Origin of the sequence: Novosphingobium olei, from assembly GCF_037076535.1 — a bacterium.
In the GTDB taxonomy this organism is placed as follows: Bacteria; Pseudomonadota; Alphaproteobacteria; order Sphingomonadales; family Sphingomonadaceae; genus Novosphingobium; species Novosphingobium olei.
This window is the reverse complement of record NZ_AP029021.1, coordinates 636,528-652,528: the sequence shown is the minus strand read 5'-3', so window position 1 is coordinate 652,528 and position 16,001 is coordinate 636,528. Positions and strand designations below refer to the sequence as shown.

Annotated in this window: 20 protein-coding genes; 18 read left to right on the top strand and 2 right to left on the bottom strand. The window is 65.1% G+C overall.

Features of this window, described 5'->3' with window-relative positions:
• Positions 1–14: 14 nt before the first annotated feature.
• Genes AACH40_RS03050 through AACH40_RS03005 form a run of 10 tightly spaced genes read left to right on the top strand, consistent with a single transcriptional unit; the run spans position 15 to position 7,036 of the window.
• Positions 15–614 carry a flagellar basal body-associated FliL family protein gene (locus AACH40_RS03050; protein ID WP_169492217.1) on the top strand — a complete coding sequence of 200 codons (600 nt, stop codon included), beginning with the start codon at positions 15–17 and terminating at the stop codon, positions 612–614.
• Positions 615–651: 37 nt separating this feature from the next.
• Entirely contained in the window at positions 652–1,551 is a 900-nt protein-coding gene (locus AACH40_RS03045) for a FliM/FliN family flagellar motor switch protein (protein ID WP_338644145.1), read from the top strand.
• A 13-nt stretch (positions 1,552–1,564) separates the two neighbouring features.
• Complete coding sequence (gene fliN, locus AACH40_RS03040; protein WP_169492215.1) at positions 1,565–1,840, top strand: flagellar motor switch protein FliN; 276 nt, start codon at positions 1,565–1,567, stop codon at positions 1,838–1,840.
• Positions 1,840–2,118 (top strand): flagellar biosynthetic protein FliO, encoded by a 279-nt coding sequence (locus AACH40_RS03035; RefSeq protein ID WP_169492214.1) that lies wholly within the window; start codon positions 1,840–1,842, stop codon positions 2,116–2,118. The genes fliN and AACH40_RS03035 overlap by 1 nt, the downstream gene beginning before the upstream one ends.
• Positions 2,119–2,122: 4 nt before the next feature.
• Entirely contained in the window at positions 2,123–2,923 is an 801-nt protein-coding gene (gene fliP, locus AACH40_RS03030) for a flagellar type III secretion system pore protein FliP (protein ID WP_338644144.1), read from the top strand.
• Entirely contained in the window at positions 2,923–3,195 is a 273-nt protein-coding gene (locus AACH40_RS03025) for a flagellar biosynthetic protein FliQ (protein WP_169492212.1), read from the top strand. Before fliP ends, AACH40_RS03025 begins: the two co-directional genes overlap by 1 nt.
• 6 nt (positions 3,196–3,201) lie before the next feature.
• Entirely contained in the window at positions 3,202–3,984 is a 783-nt protein-coding gene (gene fliR / locus AACH40_RS03020; protein ID WP_338644143.1) for a flagellar biosynthetic protein FliR, read from the top strand.
• Between the two features lie 4 nt (positions 3,985–3,988).
• Positions 3,989–5,146 carry an EscU/YscU/HrcU family type III secretion system export apparatus switch protein gene (locus tag AACH40_RS03015; protein WP_169492210.1) on the top strand — a complete coding sequence of 386 codons (1,158 nt, stop codon included), beginning with the start codon at positions 3,989–3,991 and terminating at the stop codon, positions 5,144–5,146.
• Positions 5,147–5,176: 30 nt separating this feature from the next.
• Positions 5,177–6,643, top strand: a complete 1,467-nt coding sequence (gene fliD, locus AACH40_RS03010) for a flagellar filament capping protein FliD (RefSeq protein WP_338644141.1) — start codon at positions 5,177–5,179, stop codon at positions 6,641–6,643.
• 15 nt (positions 6,644–6,658) lie between these two features.
• On the top strand, positions 6,659–7,036 hold the full coding sequence (locus AACH40_RS03005; RefSeq protein WP_169492208.1) for a flagellar protein FliS: 378 nt from the start codon (positions 6,659–6,661) through the stop codon (positions 7,034–7,036).
• 152 nt (positions 7,037–7,188) lie between these two features.
• Here AACH40_RS03005 and AACH40_RS03000 read toward each other — a convergent pair whose 3' ends face one another.
• Positions 7,189–8,220, bottom strand: a complete 1,032-nt coding sequence (locus tag AACH40_RS03000; protein WP_169492207.1) for a chemotaxis protein CheB — start codon at positions 8,218–8,220, stop codon at positions 7,189–7,191.
• Positions 8,221–8,462: 242 nt separating this feature from the next.
• On the opposite strand from AACH40_RS03000, the gene AACH40_RS02995 reads away from it, so the two are divergent.
• The 8 genes from AACH40_RS02995 to AACH40_RS02960 are packed head-to-tail and all read left to right on the top strand — an operon-like array spanning position 8,463 to position 14,629.
• The gene (locus AACH40_RS02995; RefSeq protein ID WP_169492206.1) at positions 8,463–8,735 is read left to right on the top strand and encodes an STAS domain-containing protein; all 273 of its coding nucleotides are present in this window, start codon (positions 8,463–8,465) and stop codon (positions 8,733–8,735) included.
• Complete coding sequence (locus AACH40_RS02990; RefSeq protein ID WP_338644139.1) at positions 8,732–10,981, top strand: chemotaxis protein CheA; 2,250 nt, start codon at positions 8,732–8,734, stop codon at positions 10,979–10,981. The genes AACH40_RS02995 and AACH40_RS02990 overlap by 4 nt, the downstream gene beginning before the upstream one ends.
• Positions 10,978–11,847, top strand: coding sequence for a CheR family methyltransferase (locus AACH40_RS02985; protein ID WP_169492204.1), 870 nt, complete (start codon positions 10,978–10,980; stop codon positions 11,845–11,847). Before AACH40_RS02990 ends, AACH40_RS02985 begins: the two co-directional genes overlap by 4 nt.
• Positions 11,844–12,911 carry a chemotaxis-specific protein-glutamate methyltransferase CheB gene (gene cheB, locus AACH40_RS02980; protein WP_169492203.1) on the top strand — a complete coding sequence of 356 codons (1,068 nt, stop codon included), beginning with the start codon at positions 11,844–11,846 and terminating at the stop codon, positions 12,909–12,911. Before AACH40_RS02985 ends, cheB begins: the two co-directional genes overlap by 4 nt.
• 4 nt (positions 12,912–12,915) lie before the next feature.
• Complete coding sequence (locus AACH40_RS02975; protein ID WP_169492779.1) at positions 12,916–13,476, top strand: chemotaxis protein CheD; 561 nt, start codon at positions 12,916–12,918, stop codon at positions 13,474–13,476.
• 20 nt (positions 13,477–13,496) lie between these two features.
• Positions 13,497–13,868, top strand: a complete 372-nt coding sequence (locus tag AACH40_RS02970) for a response regulator (RefSeq protein ID WP_169492202.1) — start codon at positions 13,497–13,499, stop codon at positions 13,866–13,868.
• A gap of 33 nt (positions 13,869–13,901) precedes the next feature.
• Complete coding sequence (locus tag AACH40_RS02965; RefSeq protein ID WP_169492201.1) at positions 13,902–14,345, top strand: chemotaxis protein CheW; 444 nt, start codon at positions 13,902–13,904, stop codon at positions 14,343–14,345.
• Positions 14,346–14,365: 20 nt separating this feature from the next.
• A complete protein-coding gene (locus tag AACH40_RS02960; RefSeq protein WP_169492200.1) occupies positions 14,366–14,629 on the top strand; it encodes a hypothetical protein in 264 nt (87 codons plus the stop codon).
• A gap of 55 nt (positions 14,630–14,684) precedes the next feature.
• Here the strand turns inward: AACH40_RS02960 and AACH40_RS02955 are convergent, their stop codons facing one another.
• Positions 14,685–15,914 carry an acyltransferase gene (locus AACH40_RS02955; protein ID WP_338644136.1) on the bottom strand — a complete coding sequence of 410 codons (1,230 nt, stop codon included), beginning with the start codon at positions 15,912–15,914 and terminating at the stop codon, positions 14,685–14,687.
• Between the last annotated feature and the right edge of the window lie 87 nt (positions 15,915–16,001).

Here is a 16,001-nt window from a genome sequence, read left to right as displayed (position 1 = left end):
TTCGGGAATCCAGCATGAGCGAGAAGAAAGACAAGGAAGCCAAGGCCAAGAAGAAGGGCGGCGGCAAGATGATGATCATCGGCGTGGCAGTCGGGATGCTCGCGATCGGTGGCGGCGGTGCCTACGGCCTCGTCGCGGCTGGAATCATCGGCGGCGGCCATGAAAAGGAAGTCAAGGAAGACAATCGCCCTAAGCTGATCAAGAAGGGGGAAGAGGATCCGTTCGCGCCCAAAGCCAAGGAAGGCGAAGGCGAAGGCGGCGAGGGTAAGGAAACCGAAGGCGAGGGCGGTAGCGAATATCGTACCGTTTACTACAGCTTCGCCGACGAGTTCACCTCGAACCTCAAGGACAGCGACGCGCTCGTCCAACTGTCGGTCGCCTGTTCGACCCGGCGCGATTATCGCGTGATCCTGTGGCTGCAGAAGCATGAGCTGGCGATCCGCTCGGCGCTGCTCGACGTGCTCGCCGAAACGCCCGAAACCGACATCCAGTCGAGCCAGGGCAAGGATCGCCTGCAGAAGCGGATGACCGCTGCGATCAACAAGGTCCTGACCCAGACCGAAGGCTTTGGCGGCGTCGATGCCGTCTACTTCAAGTCCTTCATCGTCCAGTGAATTTCCACTTTCCGACGGACAGCACGAACATCTGACGATGCAGCCCGAACGCTCACTCATCGCCGAAAGGCCTCTTGCCCGCCATGCGGCGGAGCTGGTGCGGCCCGGCCCGGGCCCGGCCGAGCTCCTGCCCGCGCTGGCGCGCGCCAGCGAGCGCATGGCGCGGTCCATGCGGGGCGCGCTTGCGCTGCTGCTGGGTGGCGAACCGCCGATGGTCGAATGCGCGGCCCCGGAAGAGCTCGTGCTTCACGATCTGGCGGGCCGGGTTCCGGGGCTTGCCGCCTGGAGCATCTATCGCGTGGCGGGCACGGGCGGACGCCTGCTCTCGGCGATCGACGCAGAAGTTGCGCTGCGCCTTGTCGACCGCGCCTTTGGCGGCCCCGGCCATGCCCCCCACCCTCTTCCGCGCGAATTGCCGCTTTCTGCCGAACTGATGGTGCAACGCATTGAAGCCGTGCTCGCCAACCAGTTTGCCGCTGCCACCGGCCTGCGCACGGCCGAGGCCATTACTGCGATCGCGCGCGACAGCAACCTTGCGCAGCTGCAGCCCTACAGTGCCGAAGCCCGCCTCGCCGTGCTGACGCTGTCGGTCACCGAACCTGGCGGCACGCCGTGGGAAATGCGGCTCGCGATCCCGATGCCGATGCTCGCGGAATTTTTCGGCCAGCACGAAAACGCCCCCCGCAAGCCCGCCCGCCGGATCAAGCCGGCTTCGCCCGAAGATACACCCTACGCCGATGTGCCTTTGCCGGTCACGGCGGTGCTCGTCGATGTGGCGCTGCCGCTCTCGGTGCTCTCGGCGCTCGAAGTCGGGCAGGTGCTTTCCGTACCGATCGCCCGTTCCATCCCGCTGCGCGTCGCCGACCGGACGGTCGCCCACGGCAGCATCGGCGCGGTCGATGACCGCGTCGCCGTCCAGCTCACCCAGCTTTCCTGAAAAAGAGGCATAGATGACCTTCCAGACCCGCGGCTTCGATTTCCTCAAGGACGTCGATGTCCGCCTGACCGTCGAGCTCGGCCGGACCGAGATGAAGCTCAAGGACGTTCTCGCGCTTGCCGAGGAAAGCGTCGTCATGCTCGATCGGCTGACCGACGAACTGCTCGACGTGATGGTCAACGGCAAGCTCATCGCGCGTGGCGAGGTCGTGGCGCAAGGTGATCGCTTCGGCCTGCGTATCGTGGAACTGGTCGGCCAGCAGGTCGCGCCGCGCGGGGAAGCTGCCTGATGCTCTGGTACATCCTCAAGCTGGTCATCCTGCTGCCGCTGATAGGCGGCCTTGCCTGGGCTAGCCTCAAGTTCGCGAAGCGGATGGAAGGCAAGTTCGGCACCACCACCGGCGCCCGCTCGGTCAAGATCGTCGAGACGCAGATGTTGAGCCCCACGCTCCGCCTTGCCGTGATCGAATTCCGCGGGCGCGAGATCCTCGTCTCGGCGAGCAAGACGGGTCTTGTCCCGCTCGCCGAAGCGCCGGCCCGCACCGACCGCGCCGCGGACGAGGTTTGAAGCCATGCGTCTTCGTGATCTGCGCGCCGCTGTAATTCTGCCCCTATTGCTTTTGCCTGCCACCGCATTCGCCGCGCCCGCCGCCGCTCCGGCAGCGGCACCCGGTTCGACCGCCGCTGCCATCCCCGGCGCGCTTGATCGCGCGTTCGGCCAGCTTGCTGGCGCGCAGTCGGGCGGCACCCTTTCGATGTCGCTCCAGCTGCTCCTGATCATGGGGCTGCTGACGATCCTGCCCAGCCTGATCCTGATGATGACCAGCTTCACCCGCATTCTGGTGGTACTCGGCATTTTGCGGCAGGCGCTGGGCCTGCAGCAGTCCCCCCCCAACCAGGTGCTGATCGGGCTTTCGCTGTTCCTGTCGCTGTTCGTGATGGCACCCACGCTCGACAAGGTGAACCAGACCGCGATCAACCCCTATTCGGCCGGCACGATCAATGCCGAGCAGGCCATCGCCAACGCCGGCGCCGAATTCCACAAGTTCATGATCCGCCAGACGCGCGAGCACGATCTGTCGATGTTCGCCGACATGGCCCATGCGCCCAAGTTCGCGAGCAGCGCCGACGTGCCATTCTCGATCCTGCTGCCGGCTTTCGTCACCAGCGAACTGAAGACCGCCTTCCAGATCGGCTTCATGCTGTTCCTACCCTTCCTGGTGATCGACCTTGTCGTATCCTCGGTGCTGATGAGCCTTGGCATGATGATGATGAGCCCGACGATCGTGTCGATGCCGTTCAAGCTGCTGCTTTTCGTCCTTGTCGATGGATGGGCGCTGCTGATGGGCAGCCTTGCGTCGAGTTTCGGCTGATGGACGATACCGCCGCCCTGCTCGGCCTTGCCGACCGCATGTTGTGGGTTGCAGCGCTGGTCGCTGCCCCGGTCCTGCTCGCCAGCCTTGCCGTCGGTCTTGTCGTCGGCATCATCCAGGCCGCGACGTCGGTCAACGAACAGACGCTGACGTTCGTCCCCAAGCTTGCCATCACCGCGCTGGTGCTGGTACTGCTCGGTGGAGCGATGCTCGGGCTCGTCGGGGATTTCCTCAAGGATGTCTTCGCCCAGATCGCCGTGACCGGACGCTGATCGGCGATGATCGCGCTCGACTTCGGCTTTGGCGCGCTGGAAGGGGAGTTCTGGCGGCTGGTCTTCGTGATGACCCGCATCGCCGCCGCCCTGTTTGCCGCACCGCTGTTCGGGGCGACCACCGTTCCACCACAGGTGCGCGTCATGGCAACGGGCGCGCTCGCGGTCCTCGTCTGTGGGTGGACGAATGTTGCAGCACCGCCCAACCTTCTCTCGCTTGCCGGAATGCTCGCCATTGCCAACGAGACCGTACTCGGCCTGGCCATGGGCTTCGTGCTGCAGTTTTCCTTTGCCGCACCGCTGATCGCGGCAGAGCTCATCGGCGGCGGCATGGGCCTTTCGATCGCGACGACGGCCGATCCGGTAAGCGGCGCGCATTCGCCCGCGCTTGGCCAATACTTCTCGGTCGTGATGACGGTGCTGTTCCTGGGCCTTGGCGCCCATCTCGACTGGTTCTCGCTACTGGTCGAAAGCTACCACGCCTTCCCGCCGGGCACTGCGTGGTTTTCCGCCGGTCACATGGCGCAAGTCGCGGGTTTTGCGACGCAAATGTTCAGCACGGCGCTGGTCATCGCGCTTCCGGTCACGCTGCTGCTGCTGCTGGTTCAGGTCATGACCGGCGTGATCAGCCGCTCGGCGCCCAGCCTCAACCTGTTCTCACTCGGGCTTCCGGCAAGCGTGCTGGCGGGTCTGCTGGCCATGATCGCCTCGGCCCCGCTCGTCACCGATCGCCTCACCGATCTCGCCCACACCGCTGTCGCGCACAGCGCCTCGCTGATGGAGCGCTGAAACCATGGCCGAAAGCGCCGGTGAAAAGACCTTTGCCCCGAGTGCCAAGCGCAAGAAGGACGCTGCAAAAAACGGTGACGTCCTTCGCTCGCGCGAATTGACGACGGCTGTTTCGATCCTCATCGGCGCGGTCTGGATGAGGCTGGCGGGCCCCTGGGTGCTCACCGCGCTGGGCGAAACCGCTCGCCGCGGACTGGTCTGGGATCGCGCCAGCCTCGACGATTTCACGCCCGGCACCCTGATCATCCAGGCGCTCGAAGCCGTGCTGCCGCCGGTGTTCGTGCTTGGCGGACTGATCCTGCTCTTTTCGCTCGCAGCCCAGCTGGGACCGGGCGGCGAAGGCCGCTGGGTCGCGGCCAACCTTGCGCCAAAATATTCGCGCATCGATCCGATGAGCGGGTTCAAGCGCATGCTCGGTCCGCAAGGGTGGATCGAGATCGGCAAGGGGATCGCCAAGCTGGCGCTGCTCGGCACGATTGCCTGGAGCTGGCTACACGGCCGGCTTGCCGCGCTGCTCGGGTTGGGCGGCGGCGAGGTCGTCAGCCAGCTGACCTATGCCTGGAATACCCTTCTCGCGCTGCTGTTCGCGCTCGGCGGTGGGCTCACCATCATCGCGCTGATCGATTTCCCGATCCAGTGGGTGCGCCGTTTCCTGCGTCTTCGCATGAGCCTTCAGGAGCTCAAGGACGAACACAAGGAAAGCGAAGGCAGTCCGGAACGCAAGGCGGCGATCCGGCAACGCCAGCGCGATATTGCCATGGGCGGCCTGCAGAAGGCGATGCGCGATGCGCAGTTCGTGGTGACCAATCCGACGCACTTCTCGGTGGCGCTGGCCTATGACCCGGATCGCGCTCCTGCACCGATCGTGCTGGCCAAGGGTCGCGGTGAAAAGGCGCTGGCGATGCGCGAGCTGGCCGCCGAACTGCGCGTCCCCACGCTCGAATATCCAGCGCTCGCCCGCTCGGTCTACTTCACCACGCGCGAGAACCAGACGATCCGCGAAGAGCTGTACGGCGCGGTCGCCTCGGTGCTTGCCTTCGTGCTCTCGCTCAAGCGCGGCGAAACCCCCGCCCGCCCGCGCATCGACGTGCCGATCGAACTGCGCTTCGATGCCGAAGGGCGCCTCGAAAAACGCGATGCAAAACCCCCTGCCGGCGCTTAACAGCTTCGCCCGCCAACCGTTCTAGGACGTATGACCACCACCTCGACGACTTCGACCTCGACGACCTCGGCCACCTCGTCCAGCTCGGCCACGGCGAAGCTGGTCTCCGCGCTCGGCGGCGGCAGCGGCATCGATACCGCGAGCCTTGCCGAACAGCTTGCCAGCGCGCAGTTCGCGTCGCGACTGGACCAGATCAGCTCGCGCAGCGACAAGCTCGCGACGCAGATTTCCGCCGCATCCACGCTCAAGAGCATGGTCTCGACGATCGCCTCCTCGTTCGGCGATCGCGTGCGCACGGGCGACCTGGCGGTCAACCCGCAGATCGCCAACAGTGCGGTCGCTACGGTTTCCAAGGGCTCGCTTACCGGCAGCGGCACATCCACGCTAGAGGTCACCTCGATCGCCAAGGGCCAGACCTTGGTCTCGCCCGCGATCAGCGGCGGCTCGACCGCCACCGTCGGCTCGGGCACGCTGACACTCCGCTTCGGCACGATATCCGGCACGACCTTCACCGCCGACAGCAGCCGTGCCCAGGTTGATGTGACCGTGGCATCGGGTGCCACGCTCGCTGACGTGGCGAACGCCATCAATGCGAAGGGCGCGGGCGTAACCGCCTACGTCGCGACCGGCTCGAATGGTGCGCAGCTGGTGCTCAAGGGCAAGGACGGCGCCGCCAACGCCTTCCAGATCGAAGCCACCGAGGACGCGAGCGATCCAGGCCTGTCGAATCTGGCATGGACCCCGGCGGGTGACGCCACGCGGCTGAAGTCGAGCGCTACCGACGCAGCCTATGTCCTCGATGGCGTCTCGCGCACGTCGACCACCAACACCATCACCGACGCCGCTCCAGGCCTCACGCTGAAGCTCACCGGAACAAACGTCGGATCGCCGACGACGATCACCTTCTCCGATCCGGCCAGCGCGATCCAGACGGCCATGGAAGATCTCGTCTCCGCGCTGAACACGATGGTTTCGGAACTCAACACCGACACCGATCCCACGTCGGGAACACTGAACAACAACCCCGGCGCGCGCGAACTGCGGCGTCAGCTTAATTCGCTGGCGCTCAGCAAGGTCATGCCGAATGCCGCAACGGGCGAACCTTCCACCCTTTCCGACCTTGGCCTCAAGACCAACCGTGACGGCACGTTCACGCTCGACAGCACGCGTCTTTCCGCAACTTTGTCGAGCAGCCCCGCCGGTGCGGCCAAGATGTTCACGACCGGCCTCTACGGTGTCTACGCAACGCTGGATAAAATGTCTCGCGCGGTAACATCGACCTCCAACGCCAACTCGCTGGGCGGTTCGATTACCAGCATGACGGCTCTGCAGAGCAAGCTTGCAACGCAGAAGAGCGACATCGAGACCAAGCAGGAAGAACTCCGCCAGAAACTGGTCACGCAATACGCAGGGCTCGATTCAAGGCTTTCGGGCTCCAAATCGACACTCTCCTTTCTCCAGGCCCAGATCGACGCCTGGAACGCCAAGTCCAACTAAGCCGGAGAGGGAACGATGCTGCTCCACCGCGACCCTTGCGAAGCCTATCGCCGCGTCGATTTCGATGCACGGGTCAAGGGCGCGACGTCGTTGCAGCTGGTCGACCTGTGCCTCGAACAGCTCACCGGCTCGATCGGCCGGGCGATCTATGCCGAAGCCCATGGCGACAATGCCGCCAAGAGCGCTGCGCTCACCCGCGCCACCGCGGCGCTTACTGCACTGCAGCTGGGCGTGGATCCCGAAAACCCGACTGGCCCTGCGCTGATCCACATGTACCAGACCGCGCGCAAGAGCGTGCTCGACAGCGCGGTGCGTTTCGACGCTGCAACGCTTCAGGCGATCCGCGCCGATTTCATCGAGATCCGCGCCGCCATGCTGGGCAGCGCCGGCTGACGCCAGCCCCGGTTTCTCCACACATCTGAATCCCGCGCACAAAAAGGTCCGGAACCGCACGACGAGCGGTTCCGGACCAATAAGACGACGCGTCCAAGAAGGGGGAATGGAAACGCGTCGTCCGGGGTATTCTTGCGACCTTCAGGGCTCCCTCAACTCTGATTGCAACTGGAGAGGATTGCGGCGCCGATATCGTCGAGCGGGACTTCGCGCGAAGCGGCATCCAGCGCGATCACGGCGTCCGGCGTTTCGGCAACGAGTGCCGTCTTGCGATCCTGGACGAAGGTCTCCATCCCGGAATCACGCAGCAACTTCAGTCCCTTGGCGCCGTCCGCGCCCATTCCGGTCAACACCGCACCAACCGACATGATCGCGGCGCGCGCGATCGAGCCGTAAAGCAGGTTCGCACTCGGCCGCGCACCTTCGACCGGATCGCGCTGCAGCAGTCGCACCTTGGGTGGCTGACCGGCTTCGACCACCACGTGGCTCTGTGGATCGGCGGCGATATGGATCGTGCCCTGCGTCAGCGCTGCGCCATCGCGTGCAGCCTTGACGTTGCACTTGAGGTCGGTGTCGAGCCGCTTGATGAAGGTTTCGACCAGCATCGGCTCTGCCTGCAGGCACACCACGGTCGGCGGGCAGTTCTGCGGAAAGCCCGAAAGGATCGTGGTCAGCGCGTCGATGCCTCCCATCGAGGCGCTGAACGCCACGATGCGGCCATTCCATTCGAAGGTCGCACCAGCATCGACATGCTGGCGCTGACCTGCCTTGCGATCCTTCACGTTCGAGTTGGCCGCAGCCAGCACGATTTTGCCGAGCTTGCCGACCGTTTTGGCGAACTGTTCGGGCGTCGCCTTCAGCGGCTTGGGGAAGCACTCGACCGCACCAAGCTCGAAGGCCTTGAGCGACGTTTCGGTGCCGGCCTGCGTCAGCGAGGACAGCATGACAACCGGAAGCGGGTTCTTCTCCATGATCTCTTCAAGGAATTCGATCCCGCTCATGCCCGGCATTTCGACATCGAGCGTGATGACGTTGGGCTTCAGTTCCTCGATCTGTTCACGCGCATCGTCGGCGCTACGGGCAGCCCCGACCACGCTGACGTTCTTCGCCTGATCGAGAATATCGGAGAACAGGGCGCGCATCGCCGCGGAATCATCGACCACCAGGACGCGTGCATCGTGCATTGGTTACAAGCCCTTACTTTCAAATCAGTTCAAGGACGTCTGGAGCGACGCCCATGTCCTGCTGATAGCGCTCAACCGCCCAGCAAATTCCATCCCGCCTGATAGGTATCTCACCCTAAGCGGCGGGCAATCCGACCTTTGCCGCTTGGGCGCTAGTCCGCTGCTTCGAAGTGCCGCTCCACGCCAGCCGAATCGTCGGAAGCGTTCGCGGTTGAGGTCTCGCAAAGGGGGAACCCGAACCAATGCCGACGATCACCCTCCCGTCGAGGTGCGACCGCGCCGCAGCCGAAGCGCTGCTGCCCGAGATGGTCGCCGCGCTCGGCTCCGGGCCGCTCCACATAGATGCGCGCGAATGCACGCAGATCGGCCTGGCCATGCTCCAGGTCCTGGTCAGCGCGCGGCACACCGGTGAAGGCGCCATGATCGATCCTTCCGCCAGCTTGCGCGACACCGCCCGTCAGCTGGGGCTTGATGCGGAACTGTTCGATGGCGATTTGCGCGGAGGCGCGCTGTGAACGCCGAGGAAATTCAGGCCATCTTCTTCGCCGAATGCGAAGAATCGCTCGCCGCTGCCGAACAGGGTCTCGCGGCCTGCAAGGCCGGCACGCAGGACGCCGATACCGTTAACGCCGTGTTTCGCGGCGTCCACTCGATCAAGGGCGGCGCCGGCGCTTTCGGTTACATCGCGCTGCAGGGCTTCACCCATACGTTCGAGACACTGCTGTCAGACGTTCGTGACGGCACCGTCGCGATCACCGCGCCGCTCGTGGACCTGCTGCTGCGCGCACTCGATACGCTGAGCGATCATGTCAGCGCTGCCCGCGGGCAAGGCGATACGCCCGACGATGCGGCCCTCCAGGCCGAACTCACGGCCGCCATGGCTTCCAACGCCGGCAGCGCGGATGCAACCGCCACGCACAGTGCCGACGTCGAACCGGAAGCCGCGCCGGAAGCGGAAGCGGGCGCATCGGCAAGCGCGGACGATGATTTCGGCTTCGATTTCGATGCCATGCTCGACGACATTACCGGCGCCGTTGGGGGTTCCGCATCGGGCGGGGAAACGTCCGGGGAAGTGCCGGCCGATCAGGGCGGGTCTGCCGAACCCGCCGTCTGGCTGTTCAAGGTCCGGCCGCACGCGGGATCGATGCGCAACGGCAGCGAACCGCTGCTCATGCTGCGCGAGATGATCGCCCTGGGTGGCGCCTGCATCGAATGCGACATCGACGCGATTCCCCCGCTCGATACGCTCGACATCGGCACTGGCTACCTCGGCTGGACGTTCGGTTTCCCGCCCGAAGCGACCGAGGATTCGGTACGCGAGATCTTCGATTTCGTCGGCGATGAATGCGGCATCGCGGTGGGCGAAAGCGCGCCAATGCCGGCCGTCCAGCTGCCCGCGCCGCGCGCGGCTGCGCCAGCACCGGCCCCTGCCGCGCCTGCACCGGCAACGGCGTCCGCTCCGGCGGCGGCGGCACCTGCCCCGCAGGCTGCATCCCCAGCGCCGGTTACCGCTTCGGTCACCGATCCCGCGCCCTCGCCAAGCGCCGCCCAGCAGGCAAGCGTCCCCGCTCCGCCGGCACCGGGGCAGTCGATCCGCATCGAACTCGGCAAGCTCGACAAGCTGATCGACGCCGTGGGCGAGTTGGTCATCGCGCAGGCGATGATGGCCCAGCGCCTTGCCGGCGATGGCCTTGCCGTCACCGAAGAACTCGCCGTGCTCGAAGGCCTGACGCGCGACATTCAGGAATCGGCCATGGCGATCCGCGCCCAGCCGATCGGCTCGGTGTTCAGCCGCGTGCCACGCATTCTGCGCGAACTGACCGCCAGCACCGGCAAGCACGTCCGGCTCGAAGTCTCGGGCGAAAGCACCGAGCTCGACAAGACCGTGATCGAGCGCCTCGGCGAACCGCTCACCCACCTCATCCGCAACGCGGTCGACCACGGCATCGAATGCGCCGAGGACCGCATCGCGGCCGGCAAGTCGGCCGATGGCACGCTCACCCTGTCGGCCGAGCACCGTTCGGGCCGCATCCTCATCCGCATCGGGGACGATGGCCGCGGCATCAACCGCGAACGCGTACTGGCCAAGGCGATCGAAAAGGGCCTCGTCGCGCCTGACGTGCAGCTGTCGAAGGAGGAGATCGACGCGCTGATCTTCGCGCCGGGCTTCTCCACCGCGCAGCAGATTTCCAACATTTCCGGTCGCGGCGTCGGCATGGACGTGGTGCGCCAGAACGTGAAGGATCTGGGCGGCCGCATTACTATCGAATCCGAAGAAGGGCGCGGCACCACCTTCACTCTCACGCTACCGCTGACGCTCGCCATCTCCGACGGCATGATCGTCAACGTCGGTGACCAGACCCTGGTCGTGCCGCTCGCCAACGTCGTCGAAAGCCTTCGCCCCGATCCCAAGGAAGTTCAGGGCCTCGGCGCGGCGCGCGCAATGATCAACGTGCGCGGGCGCTTCATCCCGGTCGTGCCGCTGCACCTTGCGGTCGGCGCGCGGGGCGCGGTCGAAAAGGCCGACGAAGGCGTGCTGATCGTGGTCGAAACCGAACGCGCCGGGCGCGCCGCGCTGCTCGTCGACGCGATCTGTGACCAGCGCCAGGTCGTGATCAAGAGCCTCGACACGCATTACCGCTCGGTCGAAGGCGTCGCCGGCGCGACCATCCTCGGCGATGGCCGCGTCGCACTCATCGTCGATGTCGATGGCCTCGTCTCGCGCTCGCTGTCCGGCCAGTCGCTGGCGGAGGCCGCGTGAACCTGACCGCGACCTTCTCCGAGACGCTGCCGGGCATCAGCCCGGACGTCTACGGCCCCGCTGATTTCAAGGCGGTGAGCGATCTTGCGCACCGTGAAGCGGGGATCGTCCTGCCGCAGGGCAAGGCGATGCTGGTCTATTCGCGGCTGGCACCGCTGGTCCGCGCCTCGGGCTGCCAGACCTTCGGGGCCTACGTCATTCGCCTGCGCGAGGATGCGGCCGAGCGCAGCAAGGCGATCTGCGCGCTCACCACCAACCACACGTTCTTCTATCGCGAGGCGCATCACTTCGAACATTTCGAGCAGGACGTCCGCCCGCACCTCTTGTCGCGTCTCGAACGCGGCGACAAGGTGCGCCTGTGGTCGGCGGGCTGCTCCAGCGGCGAAGAGACCTGGTCGCTGCTGATGACTCTGCTCGGCCCCGACCGCACCGCTGGTCAGGCAATCGCCCGGCGCGACGTTCGCCTGCTTGCCAGCGACATCGCCACCCACGCCATCGCCAAAGCCGAAGGCGGGACGTACCGCGCCGAAGATCTCAAGCCCGTGCCCGAGCCGCTCCGCCGCGCGTGGACCTCGGTCAGCGGCGAGGACGCCAAGATTGCGCCCGAAGTGCGCGGCCTTGCCCGGTTTCGCACGCTCAACCTGCTCGGCGATTGGCCGATGCAAGGACGTTTCGACGTGATCTTCTGTCGCAACGTGATGATCTATTTCGACAATCCCACAAAGGAACGGCTCGTCGCCCGCTTCGCGCAAATGCTGGTGCAGGGCGGCTGGCTTTACATCGGACACAGCGAGCGGGTCACCGGCCCGGCGCTCTCCGAGCTGTCGCCCATGGGCCCCACGATTTACCGGAGGAATGCGGCATGACCATCCGCGTCATCATCGTCGACGATTCGCCCACCATGCGCGCAATCCTGATGAGCCGCCTCGCCAAGGAGCCGGACATCGAAGTGGTTGCCGCTGCGGCCAATGCCGCCGAAGGCCGCCAGGTGATCCGCGAGTTGGACCCCGATGTGGTCACCCTCGACGTCGAGATGCCGGGTATGAACGGCCTCGATTTCCTCGAGAAGATCATGCAACTGCGCCCCACGCCAGTGATCATCGTCTCGGGTGCGACGCAGAAGGGTGCTGAAACCACCGCCCGTGCGCTCGCGCTGGGCGCGGTCGATTGCTACGCCAAGAGCGACAACAGCACCGGCCTGCCGATGGACGACAACGGCAAGCTTGCGCAGATGATCCGCGAGGCATCGAAGGTTACCTTCCATGCGCGTCCTGCCGCATCGGCCACGCCGGCGGCAGCCGCGGCACAGCGCCAGTCAGTCCAGCGTATCACGACCGAAGCGCGCGGCTCCCTGCGCGAAAGGCCACGGGTCATCGCAATCGGCTCGTCGACGGGGGGTGTGGAAGCGCTGCAAACCCTTCTCGGAGCATTCCCCGAAAACTGCCCGCCCACGCTGGTGGTCCAGCACATCAACGCCCGCTTCGCGCCCGCCGTGGCGCGCACGCTCGATGGATCCTGCCCGCCCAAGATCGTGGTTGCCGAACCCGACATGCCGCTCAAGGACGGCCACGTCTATATCGCCCCGGGCGATGACCGGCACCTTCTGCTGGGCGGCGCCAACGCCCTGCTGACGACCAAGCTTCGCAAGGGCGAGCCGGTATCCGGCCACCTGCCCAGCGTCGATGTCCTGTTCGGTTCGGTTGCGGAACTGGTCGGTCCACAGGCCGTGGGCATCCTCCTGACCGGCATGGGCAGCGACGGCGCGCGCGGACTCCTCGCGATGTCGCAGAAGGGCGCGCACACCATCGCGCAGGATGAAGCGACCTGCACCGTGTTCGGCATGCCGCGCGCCGCGATTTCGCTCGGCGCGGCGGGTGTGGTCGCGCCGATCGGCCACATCGCGCGCCACGCGCTGAGCAAGGCTGCCTGACATGATGATGGAACGCCCCATCGCCGGCGCAGCGGCGCGCCCCGTCGAGCGGGTCACCGTGATGCAGGGCCAGGCTGTTGCCACCAGCGATCCGTCGACCGAGTATTCGACCGTGCTCGGCTCCTGCGTCGCCACCTGCCTGTTCGATCCGGAAGCGCGGGTCGGCGGGATGAACCATTTCCTGCTGTCCGAACCGCCGGCCGGATGCGGCAACACCACGGTGGACGAACATTACGGCGTCTACCTGATGGAGCTTCTGGTCAACACGATGCTCGGCAAGGGCGCGCGCAAGGGGCGGCTCAAGGCGCACCTCTACGGCGGCGCCAACGTCAACCGCAACATGATGCGCATTGGCACCGCCAATGCCGAATTTGCCCGAGCTTTCCTGCAGAGGGAGGGCATCGAGCTGGTCCGCGAGGACCTTGGCGGCACTTGTGCCCGCCGCGTCGACTTCCGCCCGGCCTCCGGCCAGGTGCGCTGCCGCACGGTCGAGGATCGCCTCGCACCGCCCGTCCAACCCACCGGCCGTCCGGACAAGTCCACCGGCGACGTCGAACTCTTCTGAGCCTGAAGCGAGCCCGAGAAATGAGCAACACCACCCGCATCCTGACCGTAGACGACAGCCCGTCCATGCGCGCGCTGCTCAACCATGCCCTGACCACCCAGGGGTTCGACGTGGCCCAGGCCGAGGACGGCGTCGCCGCCCTCGACTGGCTCGCATTGAACGAAGTCGACGTGGTCATCACCGACATCAACATGCCGCGTCTCGATGGCTTCGGCCTGATCGAGAAGCTGCGCGAAGGCAGCCGCCACCGCGACCGTCCGATCCTCGTGCTGACCACCGAAAGCAGCGAGGAAAAGAAGGCCCGCGCCCGCGCAGCCGGCGCCACCGGCTGGATCGTCAAGCCGTTCGATCCCCAGAAGCTCGTCGCCGCGGTCCGCCGCGTCGCTCACTGACCCACCATCCACCCGTTGCAGGAGGCCCGCGCCATGATCCGCGAACTCATCACATTCGAAGTCGAAGGCCAGGTCTTCGGGCTCGACATCATGTCGATCCGCGAGATCCGCGCATGGACGCCGACGACGCGGCTGCCACGCGTGCCGCACTATGTGGCGGGCGTCGTCAACCTGCGCGGCACCGTGCTGCCGGTCGTGGATCTTGCCGCGCGGCTCGGATGGTCGGCAACCGAGCCGACCCCGCGCCACGCGATCATCGTCACCCAGCTGGGTGCGCAAGTGGGCGGCTGGATCGTGGATTCGGTGAGCGACATCGTCACCGTGCCCGACGAAGCGATGCAGCCGCCCCCGCCCACCGCTGGCCACGACACGGTGGTGCCGTTCCTCGAAGGCCTTGCCGCGATCGAGGACAAGATGGTGATGGTGCTCAATCTCCAGGCGCTGAGCGACGGCGCCCAGCTTGCGGAAGCCGCCTGACGGAACGGAAGGAAAAGCCGATGGCCAATCAGGCCACCCACCGTCAGATCGCGGTGGTGCTGGAAGAACTCGCGCAGGAAGTCGAAGCGCTCGGCGCGAGGCTGTGCACCGACATGGACATCGCCATGCGGCATATGGATTCGCTCCAGGGCATCGACCTGATCGCCCAGAAGCAACGCTCGCTTGCGGCGCTGCTCGATGCCGACTGTCCGATGGAGCAGATCGAAAAGATCGCCATCGACGTCCTGCGCGAACGCATGCGGATGCTCGGCACCGCCCACTGACGCGGGCCTCAGGATCAGCGACGGCCCGCTATGCGGGCGTCGTCGCATGCGCGCCTCATGGTTGCGCCCCGACTGTTTTCCTCTTTGCCAGGCTACGGCCCAAAGCGATCATCGGCTTTTCGATGTAAACGTACGAAAGCGAAGCCAAGATCGTCACCACGGCTCCGATCGTTGGCAGGATGCCGATAAACAAAGGCGATCCGAAGTACGGCAACAGGCCATGCTCTTTCAACGCGTACAACGTCGCGTAGAGTATCAGGCCGTGGATCAGGTAGACGCCATAGCTGATATCGCCCAGCCACACCGCACTCGGGCGCTTCAGAATGCCAAAGATCGACAGGCCCCCGATCGAAGCGAGGAAGATCAGCAGCGCCACCACCAAAGCAAGGGCGTTGTGCGAGTTGGGCACAAATCCGAGCAGGATCGCGGATGAGGCGGCGAGGAGATGGAATATCCGCGAGGATATCATCGATCTTCCCAGCTTGTTCTCATAAATGAAGGCAGAGGTGATCCCGCACAGGAAGTGCAGCATGTACAGCGGCGTCCCATCAAGCTCGCCGCGGATGCCCACCAAGACGATCGCAGCTGCGAGCAGGCCGAGCGAGCCGACGAACATCGATTCCCGGCTTAGCACACGCGACACGGCAAACAGCAGCGGCACGCCGAACAGGTAGAACGCCCATTCGAACTTCAGCGACCAGTTGACACCGGCAATCAGGGTCCAGCTCATCGCCATGCCGTTGATGTCGGGTCGGCCAAGGCAGACAAAGGCCAGCCATTGGACAAACTGCTTCAGCAACTCGGCCGGCGGCACTCTCAGCGTAAAGTCCGACAAGGCGAGCACCGCGGCGAACACGATCACGACGACAATGCTGTACAGCGGCGCCAGACGCGCGATGCGCGAGATATAAAGCGAGCGCCAATTCAATGATCTGGCCGTACATTTCTCGGTGAACAGAAAGCCGGTGATCATGAAGAAAATGGCAACGGTGGTTTGCCCGAGGTGATTGAGAACCGGATTCCTGCTCCAGTCCCACGCGCCCGTCGTGAAATAGATATAAGCCGTCAGGGCATGATGCGTGACCACACCAAACGCGAGAATTCCGCGCAATCCATCCAGCGAGCCATACCGATCACTGGATACGGTGGTGCTTTGACGAAAGATGTCGATCTTCTGGATGACTTCGGAAAAAATCAGGAGAAATCCGAAAAAGGCAACGAACATCGCCGCCGAAAGCAATGCCGATTCATGGATCGTCTCGAGCGTGTTCACAATCTGGATCATTTCCATTTTCAATCGCGGCGCATTCGGTACAGCCATCCTGACACGGTCGACCTACTGACCGGGTCCATCTCCACCGTGATGGAGTGG